The following is a 20810-nucleotide window of genomic DNA, read 5'->3' as shown; positions in this document are numbered from 1 at the left end:
TTGTTGCAGATAAGCGGGGCTCTCTAAATAAAATTAAAGGGTACTGTATGCCTCCGCTAATGTTCAAATCTCCACTATACTTACCTGCCAACTTATGCAAACTGATGATTTAGCTACGCAAACGTTTGCAATGCAGTTAATACAAGCTATTTCATAATAATCGCTTAACTTTAACTATAAAAACAACATTAGCCCGTAATTAATGCAAACAAAGCCAACTACTATAAAAGAGATAGCGCAAATATTAGGCATCTCGGTTTCTACAGTTTCAAGGGCCTTGCATGATCATCCGAGCATAGGACTAACCACAAGGGCAAAAGTTAAAAAGCTGGCCGGCGAGTTAAACTATGAGCCTAACCAAACCGCTATTTTTTTGCAAAAGGGCAAAACGCTCACCATCGGAGTTATTTTACCCGAACTTTCGGAGGCTTTTTTCTCCTCGGCCATAAGCGCTATTGAAGATACTGCCTATAAAAAAATTATACCGTATTGCTGGCACAATCACATGATGATGAGCAAAAGGAAAAACAGCTGGTTGAAAAAATGAAAAACCACCGGGTTGATGGCCTGCTTGTATCGGTAGGGAAAAATACCTCCTCGTACCAGCATTTTGAAAACTTAAAAAAATACAATATCCCGGTAGTCTATTTCGACAGGATCCCGGCCATACCCAACATCCATTATGTAGCCTGCAATATGGAAATCGGTACTATTGAGGCAGTGAGTTACCTGCTAAAAAAAGGTCACCGGGCAATAGGCATGATCAACGGGCCGCAAACCATGGTTGCTACCGGCGAGCGTAAAGAGGGATATATCAAAGCGATGACCAAAAACAGGCTTAAGTACGACCCTTCGCTTATAGTTTCGTGCGATTTGACCGAAGAAGGCACAAAAAAGGCATTAGATGAACTGCTGGCCAGCAAACGTAAACCAACCGCCATAGTAACCTTTAATGATTATGTAGCACTTTTTGCTATTAAACACGCCAGTAAATTAAACATCAAAATAAACAAGGACCTTGAATTTGTAAGCTATGCCAATTTACCGCTAATCAATTATATGGAGAATATTCCCGCCGCTTCTGTTGAACAATTCCCATATTTACAGGGGCAAAAAGCAACTGATATTTTGATGGACCTGCTGCATCACCAGGGTACCGGCGGCAATGAACCAAGTGCCTTTTACAAGGTGATTATTGAATCGCAACTGGTTGAAAACAAAAAATAAACCTAAACAAAAAACACTCAAACGTTTGCGCATGGCTATCGTTTATGAAATTAGCTATGTTTGATGAGTTAACGTCTATAATATGTTTGATGATATCCTAATAAATTTTGGATTAAACGTTTCTGAATACCATATCCGGCCCTTTGGCTCGGGTTTAATAAACTATACTTATAAAATAAGTGGTGCTAACCATTCCTATATTCTTCAGCAAATCAACGTTGCCGTTTTTAAAAGGCCCGATCATATCGACAGCAACCTTGTACTAATCAAAGAATATTTTGATAAACACAATCCAGGTTATTTATTTGTAGCCCCGTTAAAGAATCAAAAAGGGAAATCGATCATTCAAGCCGCCGACGGTAAGTTTTACCGGCTTTTTCCATTTATTGAAGGATCGCATACAGTAAACTTTTTGCAGGATACAAAGGAAGCCTATAGCGCTGCGGTGCAGTTTGGCCGGTTTACCCGTTTGTTAAATCATTTTGACATCAGCAAACTCGAATACACACTTACGGATTTTCATAATCTAAAATTACGGGTTGCACAGTTTGAACAGGCTTTAAAAACAGCCGAACCCCGAAAACTGGAACAGGCTGCTAAGGAAGTAAAAGCTGCTGATGATCATATCAACATATTGCATACCTATAACCTGTTTACAACTAATAACGAAATCCCGCTCCGGGTGATCCACCACGATACCAAAATAAATAACGTACTGTTCGACAAAGACCAAAACGCGCTATGTATTGTTGACCTTGATACAGTAATGCCCGGCTATTATTTAAGCGATGTTGGCGACATGATGCGCACCTATTTATCGCCCGCCAACGAAGAGGAAAAAGATCTGGATAAAATTATCATCAGGACAGATTTTTTCAGAGCGATATATAAAGGTTATATGAGCGAAATGAGCAACATCCTTACTGAAACTGAAAAACAGTATTTCACCTTTTCGGGCAAATTAATGATCTATATGCAGGGCCTCCGTTTTTTAACCGATTTTTTAAATAATGATATTTACTATGGTACCCAATATGAAGGGCATAATTTGATCAGGGCTAAAAACCAGTTTAAACTACTTGAAGGTTACATCAATGCCGAACCTGTATTTGCAGAAATAATTGCCGGTGTAGATAAAGAATTACTGACCACCGCCAACGGCATTTAACAGGTCATTCAATCTGTTGGGCCGCACAATGTTACCAACAAACCTTGCACAGGCCTCGCTAAATTCATACTTTCGACGCCCGTATTAGCAGCACCGGCCTAAACCGGGACACGGGAAACAACATTTATGAAAGTTATTATAGCCGAAAAACCATCTGTAGCCAGGGAAATTGCCAAAGTTTTTGGGGCAACTATAAAGAAAGACGGTTATATTGAAGGCAAGGGTTTCACCTTTACCTGGGCTTTCGGTCACCTGCTGCAGCTTGCCGCCCCGCAGGAGTATGGTTATTACGGCTGGAGCGTTCAGCACCTGCCTATGCTGCCTCAAAAGTTTAAGCTTTCCATTCGCAAGGTTAAAACCAAGGATGGTTTGGTGGATGATCCATCAGTAAAAAAACAGCTGGATACCATTCAAAAACTATTTGACGAAGCCACTGAGATCATTGTAGCAACGGATGCCGGGCGCGAAGGGGAACTCATCTTTCGCTATATTTACTATTACTTAAAATGCAAAAAGCCTTTTAAAAGGCTCTGGATCTCATCGCAAACTGATGAGGCTATCAAAGAGGGCTTCCGTAACCTGAAGCCCGGCAGCGATTATGATACACTGTTCAATTCGGCCCATTGCCGTTCCCAGTCGGACTGGCTGGTGGGTATGAACGCCACGCAGGCGCTTAGTCTTTCTTCGGGCATTCGCGGCGCTGTGCTTTCCTTAGGCAGAGTGCAAACCCCTACCCTTGCCATGATCTGTTCTCGGTACCTCGAAAACAAAAACTTCGTACCCGAAACCTTTTACCAGGTAAGTATCCATCCTGATAAAGACGGACAGGTATTTAAAGCGATATCTGCCGAAAATTATAAAACAAAAGAAGAAGCACAGGCCGTACTTGACAAGGTACAGGATGTTGAAGGCGGCTTTCCGCAGGGCGGCCATATTTTACAGGTGGAAGCCAAGCCGCGCAAAGAGCCACCTCCACTATTGCATGACTTGAGCAGCCTACAGCAGGAAGCCAACAAACGCAAAGGCTATACTGCTGATCAAACCCTTACCATTCTCCAAAACCTTTACGAAAACAAACTGGTTACCTATCCCCGTACCGGCAGCCGCTATATCGGCGACGATGTTTTTGCAGGCGTGCCTGCATTAATTGAAAAACTGGAACAACATCCGCTGTTTGGCAAACAAGCCATTGCGTTGGGCAGCGCTACGCTTAACAAACGAAGCGTAAATGCAAAAAAGGTAACAGATCACCATGCCGTGCTTACCACCGGCGAGAACCCGCACCAGCTTTCGCCCGATCAGCAGGCCGTTTATGATATGGTGGCCGGGCGTATGCTCGAAGCATTTCACCAGGATTGTATTAAGGAGGTTACCAAAATTGTGGTACAATCGGGCGCTAAATTCAACGCCAGCGGAACGGTGATCCATACTGCCGGCTGGCGTTCTGTATTTAACGACAAGGAAGACGACAAAAAGGACGAAGAGAACGCAACGCTGCCTAAAGTAACACAAGGCGAAAACCTCCCGATAACAGCCAAAGCCCTGCTCGAAAAGCAAACCAAACCCCGGCCACTATACAACGAAGCCACCCTGCTTAAAGCATTGGAAACAGCAGGCAAAGAGATTGACGACGAAGAGCTGCGTTATGCCATGAAAGACAGCGGCCTCGGTACGCCGGCAACAAGGGCAGCCATCATCGAAACCCTGCTTAAACGCAATTATATTATCAGGGAAAAGAAAAACCTGGTGCCCACAACTACCGGCATTGCCGTTTATGAGGTGGTAAAAAATCAGCAGATAGCCCAGGCCGAACTTACCGGAACATGGGAAAAACGTTTGGAAGAGATCCGCTCCGGAGCTTCGGTTACCGAATTCCAGAACGAGATCAAAACCTATACACGAGCCATCACTTCCGAATTACTGGCGCAGGGAAAATCATTGAAAATCCCGGCTGTGGAAGCAGTCGGGAGCAAAGTTACAGCATAAAGGATGGCGACATAAATAGCGCTATCGATAAGGATAACAGGACCTTAACTGCAACTACTCCGGCGCTGGTTAAAACGTTAAGTGTCGATTTTACTTTGGTAATACGATAAATTTGATATTTGTATGCATAAAAGCTTACATTCATTGCATTATGGATCTAATCACGCTTATTGTAATTACCATTATAGTTTTTATTATAGCATTTGCGGCTTTCAGGTTATTTGATGTTAAGAAGAAAAAGAAGAAACTTGAATTGGAGCGATCAGCAAGGATTTTACCGCTTTATAAAAAGGCGGAAGCGGCTGCAGGTTTAACCGCCGAAGATGTTTTGCCCTTTGCCAAAAACCTGCTTACCCGCTACGACACCTTTTTGTATTTAAAAGAACTTGAGGAATTACACTTGTTCCCGGAGGCATACCTTACGCTTATTAAAGGAGCGGAAAGCTCACTGGCCCAATGGCTGGAGTTCCCTACCGAATTGGATGCCTGCCCCGACGAAATTGAACATATTAAACGGGTTACCATTGATTTTGACGGCAGAAACAATTTTATCCACTACGAGGTGTTTAAATACTGTGTAAACCCACCCCACTGGGCTGCTAAAAACGGGTGGATGCTTGGCGTTGTCGGTCCGTTTTTTGACGATAGCAAACCTTATGATTTCCCCGGGGCTACTTTTAGCAGGGTAAACAGTACCATTGATAAAGTAACTCCGGAAGAAGAGGCCAAATGGGTGCACGAAAACATTGGTATGCGGAGGTAAGCGCAACAAGTTTTTGAACCAGACTTACGAAGTTTTAAAAACTTCGTAAGTCTTCAATTCTTAAACTCATTCATCATCCTTCAGTTCAATCCAAACCGGTGCGTGATCGCTTGTTTTTTCCCAGCCTCGTACATCCCGGTTTACACCTGCAGCTAAAAGACGTTTTTCCAGGTGAGGGCTCAGTAAAAAATGATCGATCCGTAAACCGGCGTTACGGCCGTAGGCATCGCGGAAATAATCGAAAAAGGTATAAATCACTTCGGTAGGATAAATTTTGCGGATAGCATCCGTCCAGCCCTGTTGTACCAGTGTTTTAAAGGCTTCGCGTGTTTCAGGGCGAAAGAGCGCATCATTTACCCATCGCTCCGGTTTATAAACGTCGAGCTCGGTAGGCATAACGTTATAATCGCCGGTTAATACAACAGGTTTATCGGCTGCAAGTAAACCGGCTGCGTGAATTTTAAGGCGTTCAAACCAGCCTAATTTATAATCAAATTTAGGACCGGGGGCCGGGTTTCCGTTGGGCAGGTACAGGCAGCCAATGGTAATACCATCAACAAGTGCTTCAATATAACGGCTATGCTCATCTTCCGGATCACCGGGAAGTGCCCGGCATACCTCAGTAATTTCCCGGTCTTTTGCCAGTATCGCAACGCCGTTCCAGCTTTTTTGGCCATGCCAGATGGCTTTATAACCTGCATCAAGTATAGCCTGCTCCGGAAAGTTTTCCTGTGGAGCTTTAAGTTCCTGTAGGCAGGCAACGTCAGGGGATGTTTCCTTTAACCAGCGGAGCAAAACAGGCAGGCGCCCATTTACACCATTTACGTTATACGTAGCTATTTTCATGATGCAATTTAAATAGTTTAGGTTATATCATGCATGTTCCAAAATATTAAAAGCACGGCCACCCATCGCAAGCAATTAGTTGCGATGGCTCATGAACAGTAAAGATCCCCTTACTTTTCAAACTCATCCGGGTCTACTTCAGGCTGGCTTGGCTCTGGATCGGGGATTTCATTCGGGATATTTTCCGGCGCTTCTTCGGGCATTTCCGGCTCTCCGGGGTCAGTAGGCTGCCTGATCTCCGGCCGCTCCGGGTTTACCGGCATTTCATCTGGCTCGTTTGGCATGGTTCTCTTCTTTGACATATCTTAATAACTGCTAAGGGAATGATTGGTTTTCAGAAAGATCTTTCTTAACCAAAATATCGCTTGCATTTTAAAAATGTTTAATTACATTTGCAGTGTACTACAACACTAATACACTATAAAATGATTCAAATAAGTAATTTGAATTTTAGCTATAACAGCAGGAAGCCGTTGTTCAAAAATCTGAACCTTTCGTTAAAGGCCGGCCACATTTATGGGCTGCTGGGTAAAAATGGTGCAGGGAAATCAACCCTGTTGAAAAATATCGCCGGTCTGGCTTTTCCGCAATCGGGGCACTGCCTTATTAACGGAACAAAAAGCTCAAAGCGACTGGTATCCACTTTACAAGACCTTTATTTTATTGCCGAAGAAGTTCACGTACCGGCACTAACTCCCGGCCAGTTTTTGGCCCGGACGGCAAGCTTCTACCCTGCCTTCAGCATTACCGACTTTTACAGTTATCTGAAAATATTGGATATTGATCCGGATCTGTTAATGACCAGAATGTCATACGGACAGCAAAAAAAGATGATCATCGCTTTCGGGCTGGCTACCAATACCAGTGTACTGATACTTGATGAACCCACCAACGGGCTTGATATTCCTTCAAAGGTTCAGTTCAGAAAATTGATAGCATCTGTTTTGAATGATGAGCGCTGCATTATTATTTCAACCCACCAGGTGAGGGATTTGGACAGTCTTATTGATACCGTGTTGATTTTGGACGATCACCGCATCGTAATTGAGAACTCGATAGATGAGCTTACTGAAAAGCTGTTCTTCGGTATTTTTAAAGAACTTACCGGGATGAATGTGCTGTACGAAGAAGAAACCCTCGTGGGCAAATACGCTATTGTACAAAACACCACCGGCAAGTACGGAAAAATGGACCTTGAGTTATTATTTAACGCAGCAACAACCAATAGCAGCAAATTACTAAACGCACTAAAACCAAGCACAAATCATGAATAATCACTTCAGTTTAAAGCGCTTTGGCCTGTTGTTTATGAAGCACACTGTTGAGCATTACCGCGCCTATTTGATGTCGGCAGCGGTTTTGGCGGGGGATTTTTACTTGGCGGTTCGTTTGTGTTTTATATGATCCCGGGCCCGGTAGATGCCGGCTTTCAGATGGCTATGTTCGGGGTACTCATGATTATCGCTGGGCCATTATTTACAAGCACTGTTTTTACTGATCTGGGCGATAAGCGCCGGGCAGTTCCAATGTTAACCCTGCCTGCATCACAACTCGAGAAGTTTATGGTCGGCTGGGTTTATTCGTATGTTATATTCCTTTTGGTGTATACAGGCGTTTTTTACCTGGTATTATTTATCCTGATCAATCTCAAACCCTGGCCCGGGCATCAAATTGAAATACTCTCCCTGTTTCAGGATAAATTTGTACTGGTGATGATATTGTTTTCCTTGCTGCATGCCGTCACGATATATGGAGCAATCCGGTTCGAAAAATTACACTTTATAAAAACAGGTTTCAGTTTCTTTATTTTTTATGCCCTGCTAATCCTTGTGAATACAGTGTTCGTAAGATTTATTGTTGGCAGGCCAATCAAACCGGTAACGCCTTTTTCATTTCTCAATTTCCAGGATGGTATGAACTTTTACTCCATTGGTTTAAATGCGCAGCAATCTGCCTGGGCTTTTATTGTGGTTCCCATTATATCGCTGTTGATCTGGATAGCGGCATATTTTAGGTTTAAGGAGAAACAGGCTTAAAAAAGACGATAATGGAATTTAAAGATAACGAAGCGATATACCTCCAGATAGCAGCTTTTGTGAGCGATCAGATCCTGATGGGCAAATGGCCCGGCGGGCAAAAGATCCCATCAGTACGTGATATGGCGATTGAGCTGGAAGTAAACCCAAATACGGTTATGCGATCGTACGAATTTTTGCAGGGGCTCGAAATTATTTATAACAAACGCGGCCTCGGTTTATTTGTGGCTGATGACGGCTTTGACAAAGTAAAAGCTTATCGCAAAGAAAACTTTGTGCGTCAGAACCTACCCGAACTTTTTAAAAACATGTACCTGTTAGGTATATCGATAGATGAGATCAGCCTGCAATATCAACATTTCCAGGCGCAACAAAATAATGAATTAAACCAGGCAAGCAACGATGAAAACAAGCAATAAATTCTTACTTACCGCGGTATTGTTACTGATAGTTTCGGTTGGGATCCATGACTTTCAGCTAAAAGCAGAATATTTTAAAGGTGAGTATAAAAACCCCTATAATGGCTTTAACAACCTAAATTTCAGGAACTTCAAGGTTATTGAGCTTGGTTCATCAACGGCTATCAATATTATGCTGGTTCAAGGGCCATTCAAAGTACTTGCTGATCCTAACGCCATGGAGTTCATGAAAATTGAACAACGGCACGATTCGCTCTTTATTCGTGCCGCGTTTAAAGATAACTTTCATAATGTACAAGCCCCAAACGTTCTGTATATATCCATGCCGCAATTAAATGCGTTTTATGCCGATGCAAAATATAAAGCAGGCGACACTCAAATTGTCGATACCACTGCCGCACCAGACTTCAAATGGCGCGCTACTACCATCGGTGGTTTCAACGGGGATCAGCTCAATATTATCCAGGACCATGCCTCCACCGTCTTACTAAAAAACAACAAGTTTAACATAGTAAACGCCATTATCGGTAAAAGCAACAATAGTGCTTCAAATCTATCTATTGAAGCAGGCAACCAATTCAATAAAACCAACCTCGATATCCGGAATAAAAGCCGCTTATGGATCAAGGACGATAGCCTCAGCAACATAACCTATAAACTTGCCGACAGCGCTAAACTAATCCTGAACGGAAATACAAGGATGATCCGTAATAATAAATAACCAAAACTTAGCAAATCATGAAATTAGTAATCAACTCGCTATCAAAAACCTATGCCAACGGCGTACATGCTTTAAAAGATGTTTCGCTGACCCTGAATAATGGCATGTTTGGCCTGCTTGGCCCAAACGGCGCCGGTAAATCATCACTGATGCGTACCATAGCCACCCTACAGGAGGCCGATAAAGGCAGCATTTTTTAGATGAGCTGGATGTATTGAAAAACAAAACCGAAGTAAGGCAGCTACTCGGGTACCTGCCACAGGAGTTTGGTGTTTACCCCAAAATATCGGCCGAACGAATGCTCGACCATATTGCCCAGCTCAAAGGGGTTGGCAACAACGCCGAACGCAAAGACCTTGTGCTTCAATTACTGGAAAACGTAAACCTTTATAAAGACCGGAAAAAGCACCTTGGCACCTACTCCGGCGGTATGAAACAGCGTTTTGGAATAGCACAGGCATTAATCGGTAACCCTAAACTTATTATTGTTGACGAACCCACAGCGGGCCTTGACCCGGCTGAGCGAAACCGTTTTTACAACTTGCTTAGTCGTCTGGGTGAAAATACCATCGTAATCCTGTCGACCCATATTGTTGAGGATGTAAGTACGCTTTGCGCCAATTTTGCCATTATTTGCCAGGGCGAGGTTTTATACGCAGGTGACCCGGAAAGCGCGGTAAATGAACTGAACGGAAAAATTTACAGCAAGGTGATCACCCAATCAGAACTGGGCTTTTACAAAGATGATTACCAGGTGATATCAACGCAGCTTAAAACCGGCAAACTCCATATCCGCATTATAAACGAAGCCGACCCCGGCAATGGTTTTATCAGCAGCACGCCAAACCTGGAAGATGTGTACTTCAGCAACATCGCCACACGTATAGATGTAGATACTATTTAAAACTACTATAAACCAATAGTTTATGTTTCTTAAAATATTTCTGTTCGAGATCCGGAATCGGGTCCGCAGGCCAGCCGTTTACCTTTATTTTTTGGCAGCACTGATATTTACAGTGTTCACTTTTTCAACAGGCTCGTTACCATTAGGCGAAAAAGAGCACATCAACGCGCCTTATGTACTTGCGTTGTGGTGTTCGGGCATCACCATGATGATGACGCTTGTGAGTTCATCAATTATGGGCACTGCCTTATACCGCGACATTGAATACAACACAAAAGATTATTACCTAACCTACCCTATCACCAAAGCAGGCTATTTCTGGGGCCGTTACCTGGGCTCGTTCGTTTTCATGGTCCTGATCTCAACAGCGGTTATCATTGGCGCCTTCATAGGCACCAAACTGGGCCCTGCTATGGGATGGACGGATGCAAAGCAATACGGCCCCAATAGCCTCATTTACTATCTGCACCCGTTTTTCACAATCGGGCTGCCTAACGTTTTGTTCACCTCTTCATTGTTTTTTGGACTTGTAGCCATCACCCGCAATGTAAAGGTTATTTACTTTGGCGGTATCCTGCTGTTCCTTTTTTACTTCATCGCGTTGTTTTTCCTTAACCACATTAACAACCCCACGGTAATAAACCTCAGCGATCCCTTTGGGCTTAACGGTATCAGGATGCAAACCAGTTCTTCAAGCACCATTGAGCAAAATACTACCTTATTCCCGGTTACCGGTACGTTTATGCTCAACCGTGTATTATGGGGCGGTATTGGGATAGTTATTGTGCTTTTCACTTATTTCAGGTTTAGCTTTGAGCGTTTCTTTAGCGGCAGGCGTGATAAGGCTGCTATTGACGAGGCAGGCACAAAAACTAAAACCCAGGTAACTATTAAACCAGTTGTTAGCTTTACAGGCAAATACAACAGGAATACCTTATACAACCTGGTAAAAGTTGAATTGCTGAATATTATCCGCGATAACTACTTCTGGATCATATTAATCGCTGGCAGCTTATTCCTCGGTTTTGTATTCTGGCTTGGCGATAACAGGAATGGCGTACCTGATTTTCCGCGTACGGTTACCTTGCTCGCAATCTTTAATGAAGCTTTTCCATTCTTTATTTTCTTCATCCTGATATTTTATACCGGCGAAACCCTGCACCGCGACAGGACTACCCGCTATGCATTTATCAATGATTCCCTCCCGCCTCCAAACTGGATCCTGAACGGATCGAAGCTAATCACCTTATTGCTTATTGGCACCGGCTTATCCATCCTACCCATATTAACCGGGGTTATCGTTCAATTATTAAAGGGTTATCACACATTGAATCTATCAGTGTACTTTCTCTACATAGCCTACATATTGCTGCCCGCTTTGCTGCAGATGGTTGTTTTTTGCTATGTTGTGCACGTTGTTATCAACAACAAATTTGCAGCCCATGGCATAGGCGTGTTTTTATGGGTGATTGTTTTCTTTTTGCGCAAAACCGGCACTTTTGATTATAATCTGCTGCTGTACTCGTACACCCCATCTTCGGGAATATCTGATATGACCGGCATAGGGCATATGGCAGCGCCCATTAGCTGGTTCAACCTGTACTGGATGCTATTTGCGGGTTTGCTGATCATTGTTTCGGGATTATTTTATTACCGGGGGTAACCTCATCTTTTAAAGAGCGATTACGTTTATTGCCCCAGCGTTTTAACAGCAGCACAGCTTTGATCACCGTAATAGTGACTATAGCTTTTTTAGCTGTTGGTGGGTGGAATTATTATAACGTAAGTTTTTTAAACAGCTACCTTATCAAAAGCGAAAACACAGCCAGGGCAGTGATGTATGAAAAAACCTTGAAAAAATATGAGCACCTTCCCCTGCCTAAAGTAACCAGCATAAAAATGCAGGTAGAGCTTTACCCGGATAAACAACAGGTAGCCACACACGCATGGGTAACCATCACCAATAAAAATAAAGCTGCCATATTACAGATACTGCTCGACGGCGATGAGCTCACCAATTATTCGCTTAAAACCAATGGCACATTAGTTCCGTTTACTACCCCGCTTCTTTATCCCCGTGGATTTTTCAACTGGTTCAGGCCGAAAACTGACACTGCCGAATTTCGGTTATACAAGTTCATAAAACCGCTAATGCCGGGCGATTCATTAACGTTAGAGATCAACTCAGAAATAGTTCATAAAGGATTTACCAATGGCATGTATGCTGCGGCTCTCATTAACAACGGCACATTTTTTAACGGTGGATTGCCGGGCCTTGGGTATGATGAAGATGATGAGCTAAGCAGCCCTTACGAACGCAAAAAAGCAGGTTTGCCCGAAAAAAGGAAGAGGAAACGCAGCAAAATGATCCCGAGGGCATAAGCACCTTAAAAGCAGGAAGAGCTGCTGACCTTTTGAAACTGGATGTAACTGTTAGCACCCTGGCCGATCAAACCGCTATCGTACCCGGCCGGCTCGTAAAACAATGGCAGCAAAACGGTCGTAATTACTTTCACTATGTGCAGGATAAACCGGGTATGTACATGCCGTTGGGCATTATATCAGAGAGACTCGCCGTAAAAAAAGCGACCGTTCAACTGGACCATACCATAAATATCGAGGTATATTATAATCCTGAACACAGCACCAATATCGACAGGTATATTGCGGCTTATAAAGATGGCTTAACTTATTACAGCAAGGTTTATGGTGCCTATCCGTTTAATGATATCCGACTGGTGGAGACGTCTGTTTACGGTCCGCAGGATGCCTCCATGACAACGCTGGACACTTACGCAGAATACTTTGGATGGAATGCCGATTTCAGGGATCCTAACAGTTTTGATTATTGTTACGCCAATACAACCAGACTGTTATCACAACAATGGTGGCGTTTTCAAACAGCACCAAACAGCACTGTTGGCAGCCTGGTGATCCCCGAAGGCCTTTCAAACTACGATCAGCTGGTAATGTCAGAACATAAATATGGCAAGGATAACATGCGCTATATTGTTTTAGATCAGTTATGGTATTACCTTTTTATCAGGAGGCACCTTAATGAAAACGAACATCCTTTAATAAAAGCCAACAATTGGTTTTTATGGGGAGGCAAGGCAAGCGTGGCACTGTATGGCCTGCGCGACCTGATTGGTGAAGACAGCCTGAACGTAGCCCTGCGCGAATTTAAAAAGACCTATACTTTTAAAAAAGATGGCCCGTTTGCCGGTGCCAATAACCTTTACCAATGTCTCCAAAAGCATGTACCCGATTCGCTGCAGTACTACCTTACCGATACCTGGCAAAAGATCACACTATATGATAACAGGGTGGTTGAAGCAAGCAGTCAATCCACAGGTAATAAAAATGAATATAAAGTTACGTTGAAGCTTGATATTGATAAAGTTTGGAAAGACGCCAAAAACAACGATATCCCGGCCATAAACATGAACGATTATATTGATATCGGAATCTTCGGCAAGCAGGTTCAAGGTGCCGGTAACCGCATGGTGAGTAACACCTTATACCTTAAAAAGTATAAGCTTAAACACGGGTTACAGCAATTTAGTGTTATTGTTAAGGGTAAGCCTGCCTCTGTAGGAATTGATCCCTTCAGTAAACTCATTGACAGAAATCCTAACGATAATATTAAAGACCTTTAAAACTAAAACGGGGTTACGCAAAACATAACCCCGTTTTTCATGATCTTGAAAGCTGTTAAAAAACATTAATTGCCGTTGGTTTTAACCAACGGTAAAAGACAAAAAAGTTCTGGCTTTAGCCCAATTATACACGCGGGTTTGGGCTGAAGCCCTCTTATCACTACTCATTATTCCGTTGGTTAAAACCAACGGCAATGAAGTTTTATCTACCTATAAACGATAGTTTTTGAATGTAGAGACGCATAATTGCGTCTCACGCTTGCAATTTACCGCAGTTGAGACGCTTTTGAAATCGCCTTGTCCTTCGGAAGACGCAATTATGCGTCTCTACAAAAATTCTTTCTTCCATTTTCAAACAGCATCTCACCAAATATTACTGCTTAAATAATTTGTTCTCCCCTTCTATTTCAACATTAGCCTGTTCAACTACGGCCTTGTATTCGTAATCGGCTTTTAGTGGGAGTATTGCTTCAAATGTGCCATCAGTCTTAATATTTACCCAGGTGCCGGCTGTCCACTTACCTGCATATAAAGTTTCTACCTGCCCATGGTAAGGGCGATAATCAAACCTCGCCCTTTTTGCCGAAATACTTTTGTAATTCAGAATTTTACCTTTTAAAACTGCACCGGCCTTTGTTTTTGAACTTGCTCCTGTTTCAACAATGGCGGCTTCTTTAAAAACAGGGGCAACATTTTCCAGTTTAATCACTACAGGATTAGGCCAGCGGTGATCATCATAAATACGCTGAGCCTTTACAACAGATACTTCAAGCCCCCTATCGGTTTGCTTATACCTGCAGCTTACATCATCGGTTTTATATTCAATCACCTTACTATTTTGCCCTAATACACTAACCTGAGTTTTAATAGTGGCGATGGCCGAACGGATCAGAAAAATTTTGCGGGCCCCCTCCTTCCAGCCGGCAGCGTTTGTAACAATAGCGTAAAGTGTATGCCCGTTTTTAGCGGTAAACCAGGTGTCGCCCTCCTTGCTAATCACCCAGCTTCGCACGCTATCAATACATTCACGGTTAACAAAATACCATGCCGACATTTCCCTTAGCCGCTCTTCCTGCTCAATGGGCAAAGCGCCATCTGGCTTCGGGCCAACGTTTAGCAACAGCGATCCACCTTTGGCCCTTGCCTCAATCAGCAATCCTATCAGTTGATTGCCCGATTTATACCGTTCATTAGTTGGCTGATATCCCCAGGCCGTGCCCATAGTGATGCATGACAACCATGGTTCGTTGATCATAGCGCCGGGCATGATCTGCTCAGGCGTTTTAATGGCCCCTCGGGTTATCAGCAAATCGGGCTGCAATTTCCAACAGGTTTGCTTTACCACTTCTTTCGGATCGCCGTCAATAAAAAGTACATCTATTTTACCGTAATTGGTCATCAGCTCTTCGCATTGCTTCCGGGTGTATTCGTCATATTCATGGCGGGTTTGTGCATCCATCTTAACATCGGTACGACTAATAGGGATATGATGGTCACGGACAAAGTTAAAATCCTCGGGCGAAAAATAAAATCCTACCTGCAATCCCGCCTCGCGAGTGGCATTCACAAATTCCTTTAACAGGTCTTTTTTGTATGGTGTATGGGTTATGTTAAACCCAGTGGTTTTGGTATCCCACATACAAAAACCCGAGTGATGCTTGGTGGTGAATACGATGTATTTCATGCCCGCCAGTTTTGCCAGCGTTGCTATCTGGTGCGGATCGAACTTCGAGGGATCAAAAGTTTTGGGCAGCTCATTAAAATAACGGTTTACGTAATCGTCACTTGCCCCAACCAGCGAGTGACTGATCACCACACCCAGCTGGCTATCCATACTAAAATGTATAAACAAACCCAACCCTGTATTTTTAAGCCATAGCTCGCGTTCGGGCTTGTTCAGGTTATAATTACTGGCGTTATCATCTTTAACCAGATCATTTTGTGCTGACGCAGTTTGGATTCCACACAGTACCAAGAGAAAAAAAGGTATTTCTTATACATCAAAAAGCCGTTTAAAAAAATCAGGGAAGGCCCCACGCCCTCCCCGATACAACATCAATTAATCAAACTTAAACACTATTGTTTATCCCACCATATCCTGGTTAAAAAATCATCCGAACCTTGCCGTGCAAGGGCAGCAGCGTATGATGCCGCGTTAAGGTTTTGCTCGCCAACTGGATACAACATCCGCCTGAATATTTTACCGCCTGTAGCATTGCCAACGTAATTATTAGGTACAAGTGCGGGGTAGCCCGTACGCCTGTAGCTTGCAAAAACCTCCTGCGCATCAGGAAATATACCAACCCAAAACTGGGTATAGATCTGCTCCATTTTTTGATCAAGCGTGCCAGCTGTATTGAACGGGTGCGCATTGATGTATGAGTTGATCTGGGTAGTTGTTATAGTACCTGCGCTGCCTGCAATGATGCTCCATTGGCGCATAGAAGCAGCAATACCATTTTGGTATAATGACTCGGCGGTAGCGGTTGTATACCATCCCCTTGCCGCAGCTTCAGATAACAGGAAGTAGCTTTCGGCAGCTGTAAAAACCAATCGCGGAGAATTTAGCAGCAATAGGGTTTTAGGATTTGGTTCCGAATAGGTCACAAAATCCGCAGGTTTGGCATTCAATCCTGATGACATACCTTTTTGAATAGCCGAGGTTGTATCAGCCACACCACCGTTCCATACTACAGATACCACAGCCAAACGCGGGTCCTTATTGGCTTTCAGATAATTAATAAACACATCCTGGTATTTACCGCCTTCAGTGTTAGTGCTGCCGTTACCTGCTATGTAGTCATTATTATAAAGGTCAAGCGCCAAAGGGTTTTTGTTGATATCCTGACCTGCGCCCACATACACTACTTTGGCCACATCTGCATCATCCGTAATAACGCCGCCGGCTATTGCTTTTGTGGCCCAGCTTTGAGCCTGGGCAATATCAACTTTGGTCATGCGCATGGCACACCTGAGCATGAGTGAATAGGCAAACTTTTTCCATTTTACGGTATTGCCACCGTAAATTAAATCAGCCGAACCAAAGGTTGCTTTGGTTGCATCAAGGCTTTGGGCTGCCTGGTCAAGCTCTTTCAATAAATCGGCATAGATGTCTTTTTGTGCATCGTAAGCAGGCTTATATATAGCCTGGTTATAACCCTGTGCAGCTTGCGAATATGGGATATCACCATACAAGTCGGTAAGTCTGCTAAAGCAATATACTTTCCAGATCCTCGCTTCGGCCTGCAGGTTTACGAGCGAAGCATCGGTGCCAATGGCCTTTAAAACCTCAACTAATTCGTTGATTTCATTTGGGTAAGCATTAGTGAAAGCTGCTGCCGACTGCGGGCTCTGGCTCAACACATATTTTGAACCGAAGCCGGCCACATCATTAAAGCTGGTAGTGTACTGCATAGTACCCAGCAACAAATCAAGCATGCGGGCCGTGCCATCATACTGGGCTTTGGTAAAAATGTATTGTGGTACCGCCTTTGATGAGGCATCCGGGTTAACATTAAGCGTATCAAAATTTTTGGTACACGATTGCGTGGTGATAATGCCGAGAATTACCAGGGAACAATAAATATATTTGGTTAAATGTCTTTTCATCGTTTTCAATTTAAAGTATTAAAACTTAACAGCCAGGTTTACACCAAGTGAGCGGGTACGTGGTAAACCGATAGACTCGAAGCCCTGTGCATTACTGTTGGTAAAACTTTGCTCCGGATCAAAATTGTCTGTTTGCTTATAAATAGTCCAAAGGTTTCGGGCCACAAAGGAGATGCTGGCCGACTGGATCTTAACTTTGTTTAAAAGACTTGTTGGAAGCGCGTATGACAGGATAACCTGGCGAAGTTTAACAAAGCTGCCATCGTGTAAAAACAAGTCGGAATACGTTTTATAATTATCATAGTATGATCTTAACCCGCTCACCGGCACCGTACGGGTATAAGGCGCGCCGGTTTGATCAACACCGTTCAATACTAAGCCGTTTTCGCGACCCGGCAACGTTGATTTCATCAAGCCCAAACGGGTGGCGTAAACCTCCATAACCGAAAACACCTTGTTACCAAATTTGCCATCAACCAGGAAGTTTAACGAGAACCGTTTATACCTGAATTCGTTGGTTAAACCCATGGTAAGCGGGGCAACGCTTTTACCCAATTGCTGTAGTGGGGTTTGTACCGGTAAGCCCGTGGTAGCGTTAAACACTACATTACCATTAGCATCCTTTTGCATACGGGTACCCACGATCATACCAAAGGATTTACCTTCAATATTATCTAAAATACCCCAGTTGCCTACCGAAGTAGCCAGCTGAATAGTATTAAGGCCTGGCGCCAGTTTAACTACTTTGTTATCATTATAGGCTACGTTATAGCTTGTAGTCCAGGTAAAGCTGCTTGTTTTTACAGGTGTACCGTTCAATAATACCTCAATACCTCTATTACTTACCTCGCCAACGTTCAGGATTACGTTATTGTAGCCCGATGTTGAAGAAATAGCTGTATTTACGATATCATTAGTAGTTTTACGATCATACAAGGTAACGTCCAAACCTAAACGGCTCTTAAGCATCTGCAACTCAAAGCCGCCTTCAAACGTTGTTGACGTGTATGGTTTAAGATTGCTATTAGTAATGTTATTGCTGGTTACATTTTGCAGTGGCTGCCCCGCGCTTGGTACGTTACTGTAAGTAAGGTTGATAACATATGGATCGGGAGCGCCGCCACCTACCTGCGCCCATGAACCGCGCAGTTTAGCAAGGTTAAAAAACTCAGGGAGTTTAACCGCGTCAGACAGGATAAAACTGCCGCCTACGCTTGGATAAAATATGCTGTTGCTTTTCGGGCTCAGTGTTGAAAACCAATCCTTCCTCCCTGTGAATGATAAGAAGAACAAACTCTTGTAATCAAAATCGGCCGAACCAAAAACCGAATTGGTTACAATTTTGGCATTATATGGTGTAGTTGATGAAACCGCAAGATTGGTGAAGCTGTAAAAATATGGAATGGTAAATTGCGAACCATTAAGCGTTAGCTGATTGGTTGTGTATTTACGGCTGTTTACGCCACCCAGAACATTTACATTTAAATCACTGATGATCTTTGTTTTATAACTAACGGTCGCTAATTCATTAGTTTCAGATACATCTGATTTGATACCGGCGTACTGGCCATTAGGGATATATAATGTACCTGTTGGCAATATGTTGGTATAATTATAGTTAAAAAAGTCGCGGCTGATGGTGGCTTTGAAAGTAAGGTTTTTTACGGGAGAGTAAATAACCGACCCCTGGCCAATAAAACGGTTCTTCACATCATCTTCCTTGTATTTATTAATCACAAAATATCCGTTTGACGCAATGGATGCGTCATTCCAGATCTGCTCGTTGCCCAAAGCATCGTAACCCGGCTTAAGCCAGCGTACATCAACGGTATTGGCAACCTCAAGCGGTGTCCAGTTGGGGTTACCCAATGCATCGCCTGCGCCGGTACGATTATGGCCAGTTTCAACGTTGTACTGGGCCAACGCTTCAATAGATAGCTTGTCGCTCAGTTTACCGTTCAGGGCAAGGTTAAAAGTTTTACGATCATAGGTTGTACCCGGTAAAATACCTTTACTATTCAGATCGGCAGCCGAAAATCTGTAGGTGAAAGCCTCATTACCACCTAAAAATGCAAGGCTGTTGGTATAAGTGCTTCCTGTTTGATAGTAATTTCTAAGGTTATTTTTCTGTGCAACATAAGGATGGGTAAGCCCGTCGACAGCTACATAATCGGTTGAGCCGTCAATTTTTGAACCCCACGAGCGTCTTCCGCTTGCCTGTGCTGCAGCCAGGGTAGTTGGCTTTACACCGCCGTCGCCCTGCCCGTATTCGTACTGGTAATCTGGGAATACAGCCACATTATCGTAGGTGGCCGTCGAGTTAAATTCTACGCCCACACCTTTTTGTATGCGGCCTTTTTTTGTTGTAATTAAAATAACGCCATTTGCTGCACGCGAGCCATAAAGCGCCGCAGCCGTACCGCCTTTAAGTACACTTATCGACTCAATATCGTCGGGATTTATTGCAGCTATACCATCGCCGCGGTCAACATTGTTGGTAATACCATTAACCGTAGCAGGGCCACCGGGTACGCTGTTATCAATCGGCATACCGTTCACCACATATAACGGCTGGTTATCACCTGCAAGGCCACCGTTACCCCTGATCACCACGCGGCTTGAACCACCCGGACCGGTTGATAAGCCCGCCGCGTTAACACCGGCTACTTTACCGGTAAGCGCGTTGGCTACGTTATTTTCACGGGCCTGAGTAAATTCGGTACCCTTAACCTCAGTCACCGAATAGCCCAATGATTTTTTTGCTTGCTGATACCAAGGGCAGTAACCACAACCTCATTAAGAGCTTTGTTATTTTGCACCAGTTTAATTTGCAAAGGCGACACCGGATCGCTTACAGGCACTTCTTCCTGGTTATATCCTACATAGGCAACCACCAGGGTTAAAGGCTTGCCCGCATATTTATCAGGCACCACCAGTTTGAAACTACCCGTAACATCTGTAATTGCGCCTACCTTGTTATCTATTTTTAAATAAACCGATGCGCCAACAACCGGCTGACCATCGCCTGCATCCACTACCTTACCTGTTAATGTAACTGCTGCAACAGATACGTTGTTCAGGGTAAGGTCCTTCACTGTAAAAATCGAGATTTGGTTATCATTTATCTTGCGATATGTTAACTGGAAGGCCGATAATAATTGTTTCAAATTATCGTCAAGCGTAAACTGACTGATATTACTTGTTAAATTGGTGGGCACAAACTTGTTATCAAGCAAACCTTCCTGGTAAGCTATCTGAACATTGAATTGTTTTTTCAGGTTTTCAAGTGCGTCTTTCAAAAGCACCTTACTTTCGGTAACCTGCGATATCGGGTAACTAAAGTTTCGTGCATGTAACCTGTTGTTATTGGTCAATGACATTTGAGCGTAACCATACGCCGACTGGCCGAGCAAAACCATCAGGAAACAGCAACATCTTAAAAAATTGGATGAGTCGAGTTTTTGCATAAGTT

20 protein-coding genes are annotated in these 20810 nt (G+C 43.5%); 14 read left to right on the top strand and 6 right to left on the bottom strand.

All coding sequences use genetic code 11. The features are described from left to right. Positions 1 to 202 precede the first annotated feature (202 nt). The 5 genes from ACRQ5D_RS20550 to ACRQ5D_RS20530 all read left to right on the top strand — a co-directional run bounded on the left by ACRQ5D_RS20550 (position 203) and on the right by ACRQ5D_RS20530 (position 5144). Positions 203 to 547: a LacI family DNA-binding transcriptional regulator gene (locus tag ACRQ5D_RS20550; RefSeq protein ID WP_432326424.1), complete on the top strand. Its 345-nt coding sequence runs from the start codon at positions 203 to 205 to the stop codon at positions 545 to 547. Further along, on the top strand, positions 490 to 1227 hold the full coding sequence (locus tag ACRQ5D_RS20545; RefSeq protein ID WP_432326423.1) for a substrate-binding domain-containing protein: 738 nt from the start codon (positions 490 to 492) through the stop codon (positions 1225 to 1227). The genes ACRQ5D_RS20550 and ACRQ5D_RS20545 overlap by 58 nt, the downstream gene beginning before the upstream one ends. 82 nt (positions 1228 to 1309) lie before the next feature. After that, positions 1310 to 2395: a phosphotransferase enzyme family protein gene (locus ACRQ5D_RS20540; RefSeq protein WP_091168178.1), complete on the top strand. Its 1086-nt coding sequence runs from the start codon at positions 1310 to 1312 to the stop codon at positions 2393 to 2395. 126 nt (positions 2396 to 2521) lie between these two features. Continuing rightward, positions 2522 to 4381 carry a DNA topoisomerase III gene (gene topB / locus ACRQ5D_RS20535; RefSeq protein ID WP_091168181.1) on the top strand — a complete coding sequence of 620 codons (1860 nt, stop codon included), beginning with the start codon at positions 2522 to 2524 and terminating at the stop codon, positions 4379 to 4381. 151 nt (positions 4382 to 4532) lie between these two features. Continuing rightward, positions 4533 to 5144 (top strand): hypothetical protein, encoded by a 612-nt coding sequence (locus ACRQ5D_RS20530; RefSeq protein WP_091168183.1) that lies wholly within the window; start codon positions 4533 to 4535, stop codon positions 5142 to 5144. A 66-nt stretch (positions 5145 to 5210) separates the two neighbouring features. Here ACRQ5D_RS20530 and xth read toward each other — a convergent pair whose 3' ends face one another. Together xth and ACRQ5D_RS20520 are read right to left on the bottom strand one after the other, a co-directional pair. Continuing rightward, positions 5211 to 5990, bottom strand: coding sequence for an exodeoxyribonuclease III (gene xth / locus ACRQ5D_RS20525; RefSeq protein ID WP_091168186.1), 780 nt, complete (start codon positions 5988 to 5990; stop codon positions 5211 to 5213). Between the two features lie 110 nt (positions 5991 to 6100). Further along, positions 6101 to 6292 (bottom strand): hypothetical protein, encoded by a 192-nt coding sequence (locus ACRQ5D_RS20520; RefSeq protein WP_143020760.1) that lies wholly within the window; start codon positions 6290 to 6292, stop codon positions 6101 to 6103. A 123-nt stretch (positions 6293 to 6415) separates the two neighbouring features. On the opposite strand from ACRQ5D_RS20520, the gene ACRQ5D_RS20515 reads away from it, so the two are divergent. From ACRQ5D_RS20515 to ACRQ5D_RS20475, 9 genes are all read left to right on the top strand, one after another. Next, complete coding sequence (locus tag ACRQ5D_RS20515; RefSeq protein ID WP_091168190.1) at positions 6416 to 7264, top strand: ABC transporter ATP-binding protein; 849 nt, start codon at positions 6416 to 6418, stop codon at positions 7262 to 7264. A 126-nt stretch (positions 7265 to 7390) separates the two neighbouring features. Beyond that, a complete protein-coding gene (locus ACRQ5D_RS20510; protein WP_431200298.1) occupies positions 7391 to 8026 on the top strand; it encodes a hypothetical protein in 636 nt (211 codons plus the stop codon). An 11-nt stretch (positions 8027 to 8037) separates the two neighbouring features. Then, the gene (locus ACRQ5D_RS20505; RefSeq protein WP_091168198.1) at positions 8038 to 8445 is read left to right on the top strand and encodes a GntR family transcriptional regulator; all 408 of its coding nucleotides are present in this window, start codon (positions 8038 to 8040) and stop codon (positions 8443 to 8445) included. Then, a complete protein-coding gene (locus ACRQ5D_RS20500; protein WP_091168200.1) occupies positions 8429 to 9166 on the top strand; it encodes a hypothetical protein in 738 nt (245 codons plus the stop codon). The genes ACRQ5D_RS20505 and ACRQ5D_RS20500 overlap by 17 nt, the downstream gene beginning before the upstream one ends. 17 nt (positions 9167 to 9183) lie before the next feature. Then, positions 9184 to 9366 carry an ATP-binding cassette domain-containing protein gene (locus tag ACRQ5D_RS20495; protein ID WP_431200297.1) on the top strand — a complete coding sequence of 61 codons (183 nt, stop codon included), beginning with the start codon at positions 9184 to 9186 and terminating at the stop codon, positions 9364 to 9366. 14 nt (positions 9367 to 9380) lie between these two features. Next, on the top strand, positions 9381 to 10070 hold the full coding sequence (locus ACRQ5D_RS20490; protein WP_432326419.1) for an ATP-binding cassette domain-containing protein: 690 nt from the start codon (positions 9381 to 9383) through the stop codon (positions 10068 to 10070). Positions 10071 to 10161: 91 nt separating this feature from the next. Then, positions 10162 to 11733, top strand: a complete 1572-nt coding sequence (locus ACRQ5D_RS20485; RefSeq protein ID WP_431200294.1) for an ABC transporter permease — start codon at positions 10162 to 10164, stop codon at positions 11731 to 11733. Positions 11734 to 11762: 29 nt separating this feature from the next. Then, positions 11763 to 12452, top strand: coding sequence for a hypothetical protein (locus ACRQ5D_RS20480; protein WP_432326417.1), 690 nt, complete (start codon positions 11763 to 11765; stop codon positions 12450 to 12452). Positions 12453 to 12484: 32 nt separating this feature from the next. Continuing rightward, on the top strand, positions 12485 to 13729 hold the full coding sequence (locus ACRQ5D_RS20475; RefSeq protein WP_431200292.1) for a hypothetical protein: 1245 nt from the start codon (positions 12485 to 12487) through the stop codon (positions 13727 to 13729). A 373-nt stretch (positions 13730 to 14102) separates the two neighbouring features. Here ACRQ5D_RS20475 and ACRQ5D_RS20470 read toward each other — a convergent pair whose 3' ends face one another. The 4 genes from ACRQ5D_RS20470 to ACRQ5D_RS20455 form a co-directional block, all read right to left on the bottom strand. Then, a complete protein-coding gene (locus tag ACRQ5D_RS20470) occupies positions 14103 to 15704 on the bottom strand; it encodes an alpha-L-fucosidase (protein WP_432326415.1) in 1602 nt (533 codons plus the stop codon). A 101-nt stretch (positions 15705 to 15805) separates the two neighbouring features. Further along, positions 15806 to 17338: a SusD/RagB family nutrient-binding outer membrane lipoprotein gene (locus ACRQ5D_RS20465; protein ID WP_431200290.1), complete on the bottom strand. Its 1533-nt coding sequence runs from the start codon at positions 17336 to 17338 to the stop codon at positions 15806 to 15808. An 18-nt stretch (positions 17339 to 17356) separates the two neighbouring features. Next, entirely contained in the window at positions 17357 to 20077 is a 2721-nt protein-coding gene (locus ACRQ5D_RS20460) for a SusC/RagA family TonB-linked outer membrane protein (protein ID WP_431200289.1), read from the bottom strand. Further along, complete coding sequence (locus ACRQ5D_RS20455; RefSeq protein WP_431200288.1) at positions 20074 to 20805, bottom strand: carboxypeptidase-like regulatory domain-containing protein; 732 nt, start codon at positions 20803 to 20805, stop codon at positions 20074 to 20076. The genes ACRQ5D_RS20460 and ACRQ5D_RS20455 overlap by 4 nt, the downstream gene beginning before the upstream one ends. Positions 20806 to 20810: the final 5 nt, after the last annotated feature.

The sequence above is a fragment of the Mucilaginibacter sp. P25 genome, from assembly GCF_050859465.1.
Classification (GTDB): domain Bacteria; phylum Bacteroidota; class Bacteroidia; order Sphingobacteriales; family Sphingobacteriaceae; genus Mucilaginibacter; species Mucilaginibacter gossypii.
The sequence above is the reverse complement of the archived record's forward strand: the minus strand, read 5'-3'. Positions and strand labels throughout refer to the sequence as shown.

What these genes read in the sequence shown, in the direction of transcription:
- ACRQ5D_RS20550 (WP_432326424.1), top strand. Translation starts at nt 203, where the DNA reads ATGCAAACAAAGCCAACTACTATAAAAGAGATAGCGCAAATATTAGGC.
- ACRQ5D_RS20540 (WP_091168178.1), top strand. Translation starts at nt 1,310, where the DNA reads ATGTTTGATGATATCCTAATAAATTTTGGATTAAACGTTTCTGAATAC.
- topB (WP_091168181.1), top strand. Translation starts at nt 2,522, where the DNA reads ATGAAAGTTATTATAGCCGAAAAACCATCTGTAGCCAGGGAAATTGCC.
- ACRQ5D_RS20530 (WP_091168183.1), top strand. Translation starts at nt 4,533, where the DNA reads ATGGATCTAATCACGCTTATTGTAATTACCATTATAGTTTTTATTATA.
- xth (WP_091168186.1), bottom strand. Translation starts at nt 5,990, where the DNA reads ATGAAAATAGCTACGTATAACGTAAATGGTGTAAATGGGCGCCTGCCT.
- ACRQ5D_RS20520 (WP_143020760.1), bottom strand. Translation starts at nt 6,292, where the DNA reads ATGTCAAAGAAGAGAACCATGCCAAACGAGCCAGATGAAATGCCGGTA.
- ACRQ5D_RS20515 (WP_091168190.1), top strand. Translation starts at nt 6,416, where the DNA reads ATGATTCAAATAAGTAATTTGAATTTTAGCTATAACAGCAGGAAGCCG.
- ACRQ5D_RS20510 (WP_431200298.1), top strand. Translation starts at nt 7,391, where the DNA reads ATGATCCCGGGCCCGGTAGATGCCGGCTTTCAGATGGCTATGTTCGGG.
- ACRQ5D_RS20505 (WP_091168198.1), top strand. Translation starts at nt 8,038, where the DNA reads ATGGAATTTAAAGATAACGAAGCGATATACCTCCAGATAGCAGCTTTT.
- ACRQ5D_RS20500 (WP_091168200.1), top strand. Translation starts at nt 8,429, where the DNA reads ATGAAAACAAGCAATAAATTCTTACTTACCGCGGTATTGTTACTGATA.
- ACRQ5D_RS20495 (WP_431200297.1), top strand. Translation starts at nt 9,184, where the DNA reads ATGAAATTAGTAATCAACTCGCTATCAAAAACCTATGCCAACGGCGTA.
- ACRQ5D_RS20465 (WP_431200290.1), bottom strand. Translation starts at nt 17,338, where the DNA reads ATGAAAAGACATTTAACCAAATATATTTATTGTTCCCTGGTAATTCTC.
- ACRQ5D_RS20455 (WP_431200288.1), bottom strand. Translation starts at nt 20,805, where the DNA reads ATGCAAAAACTCGACTCATCCAATTTTTTAAGATGTTGCTGTTTCCTG.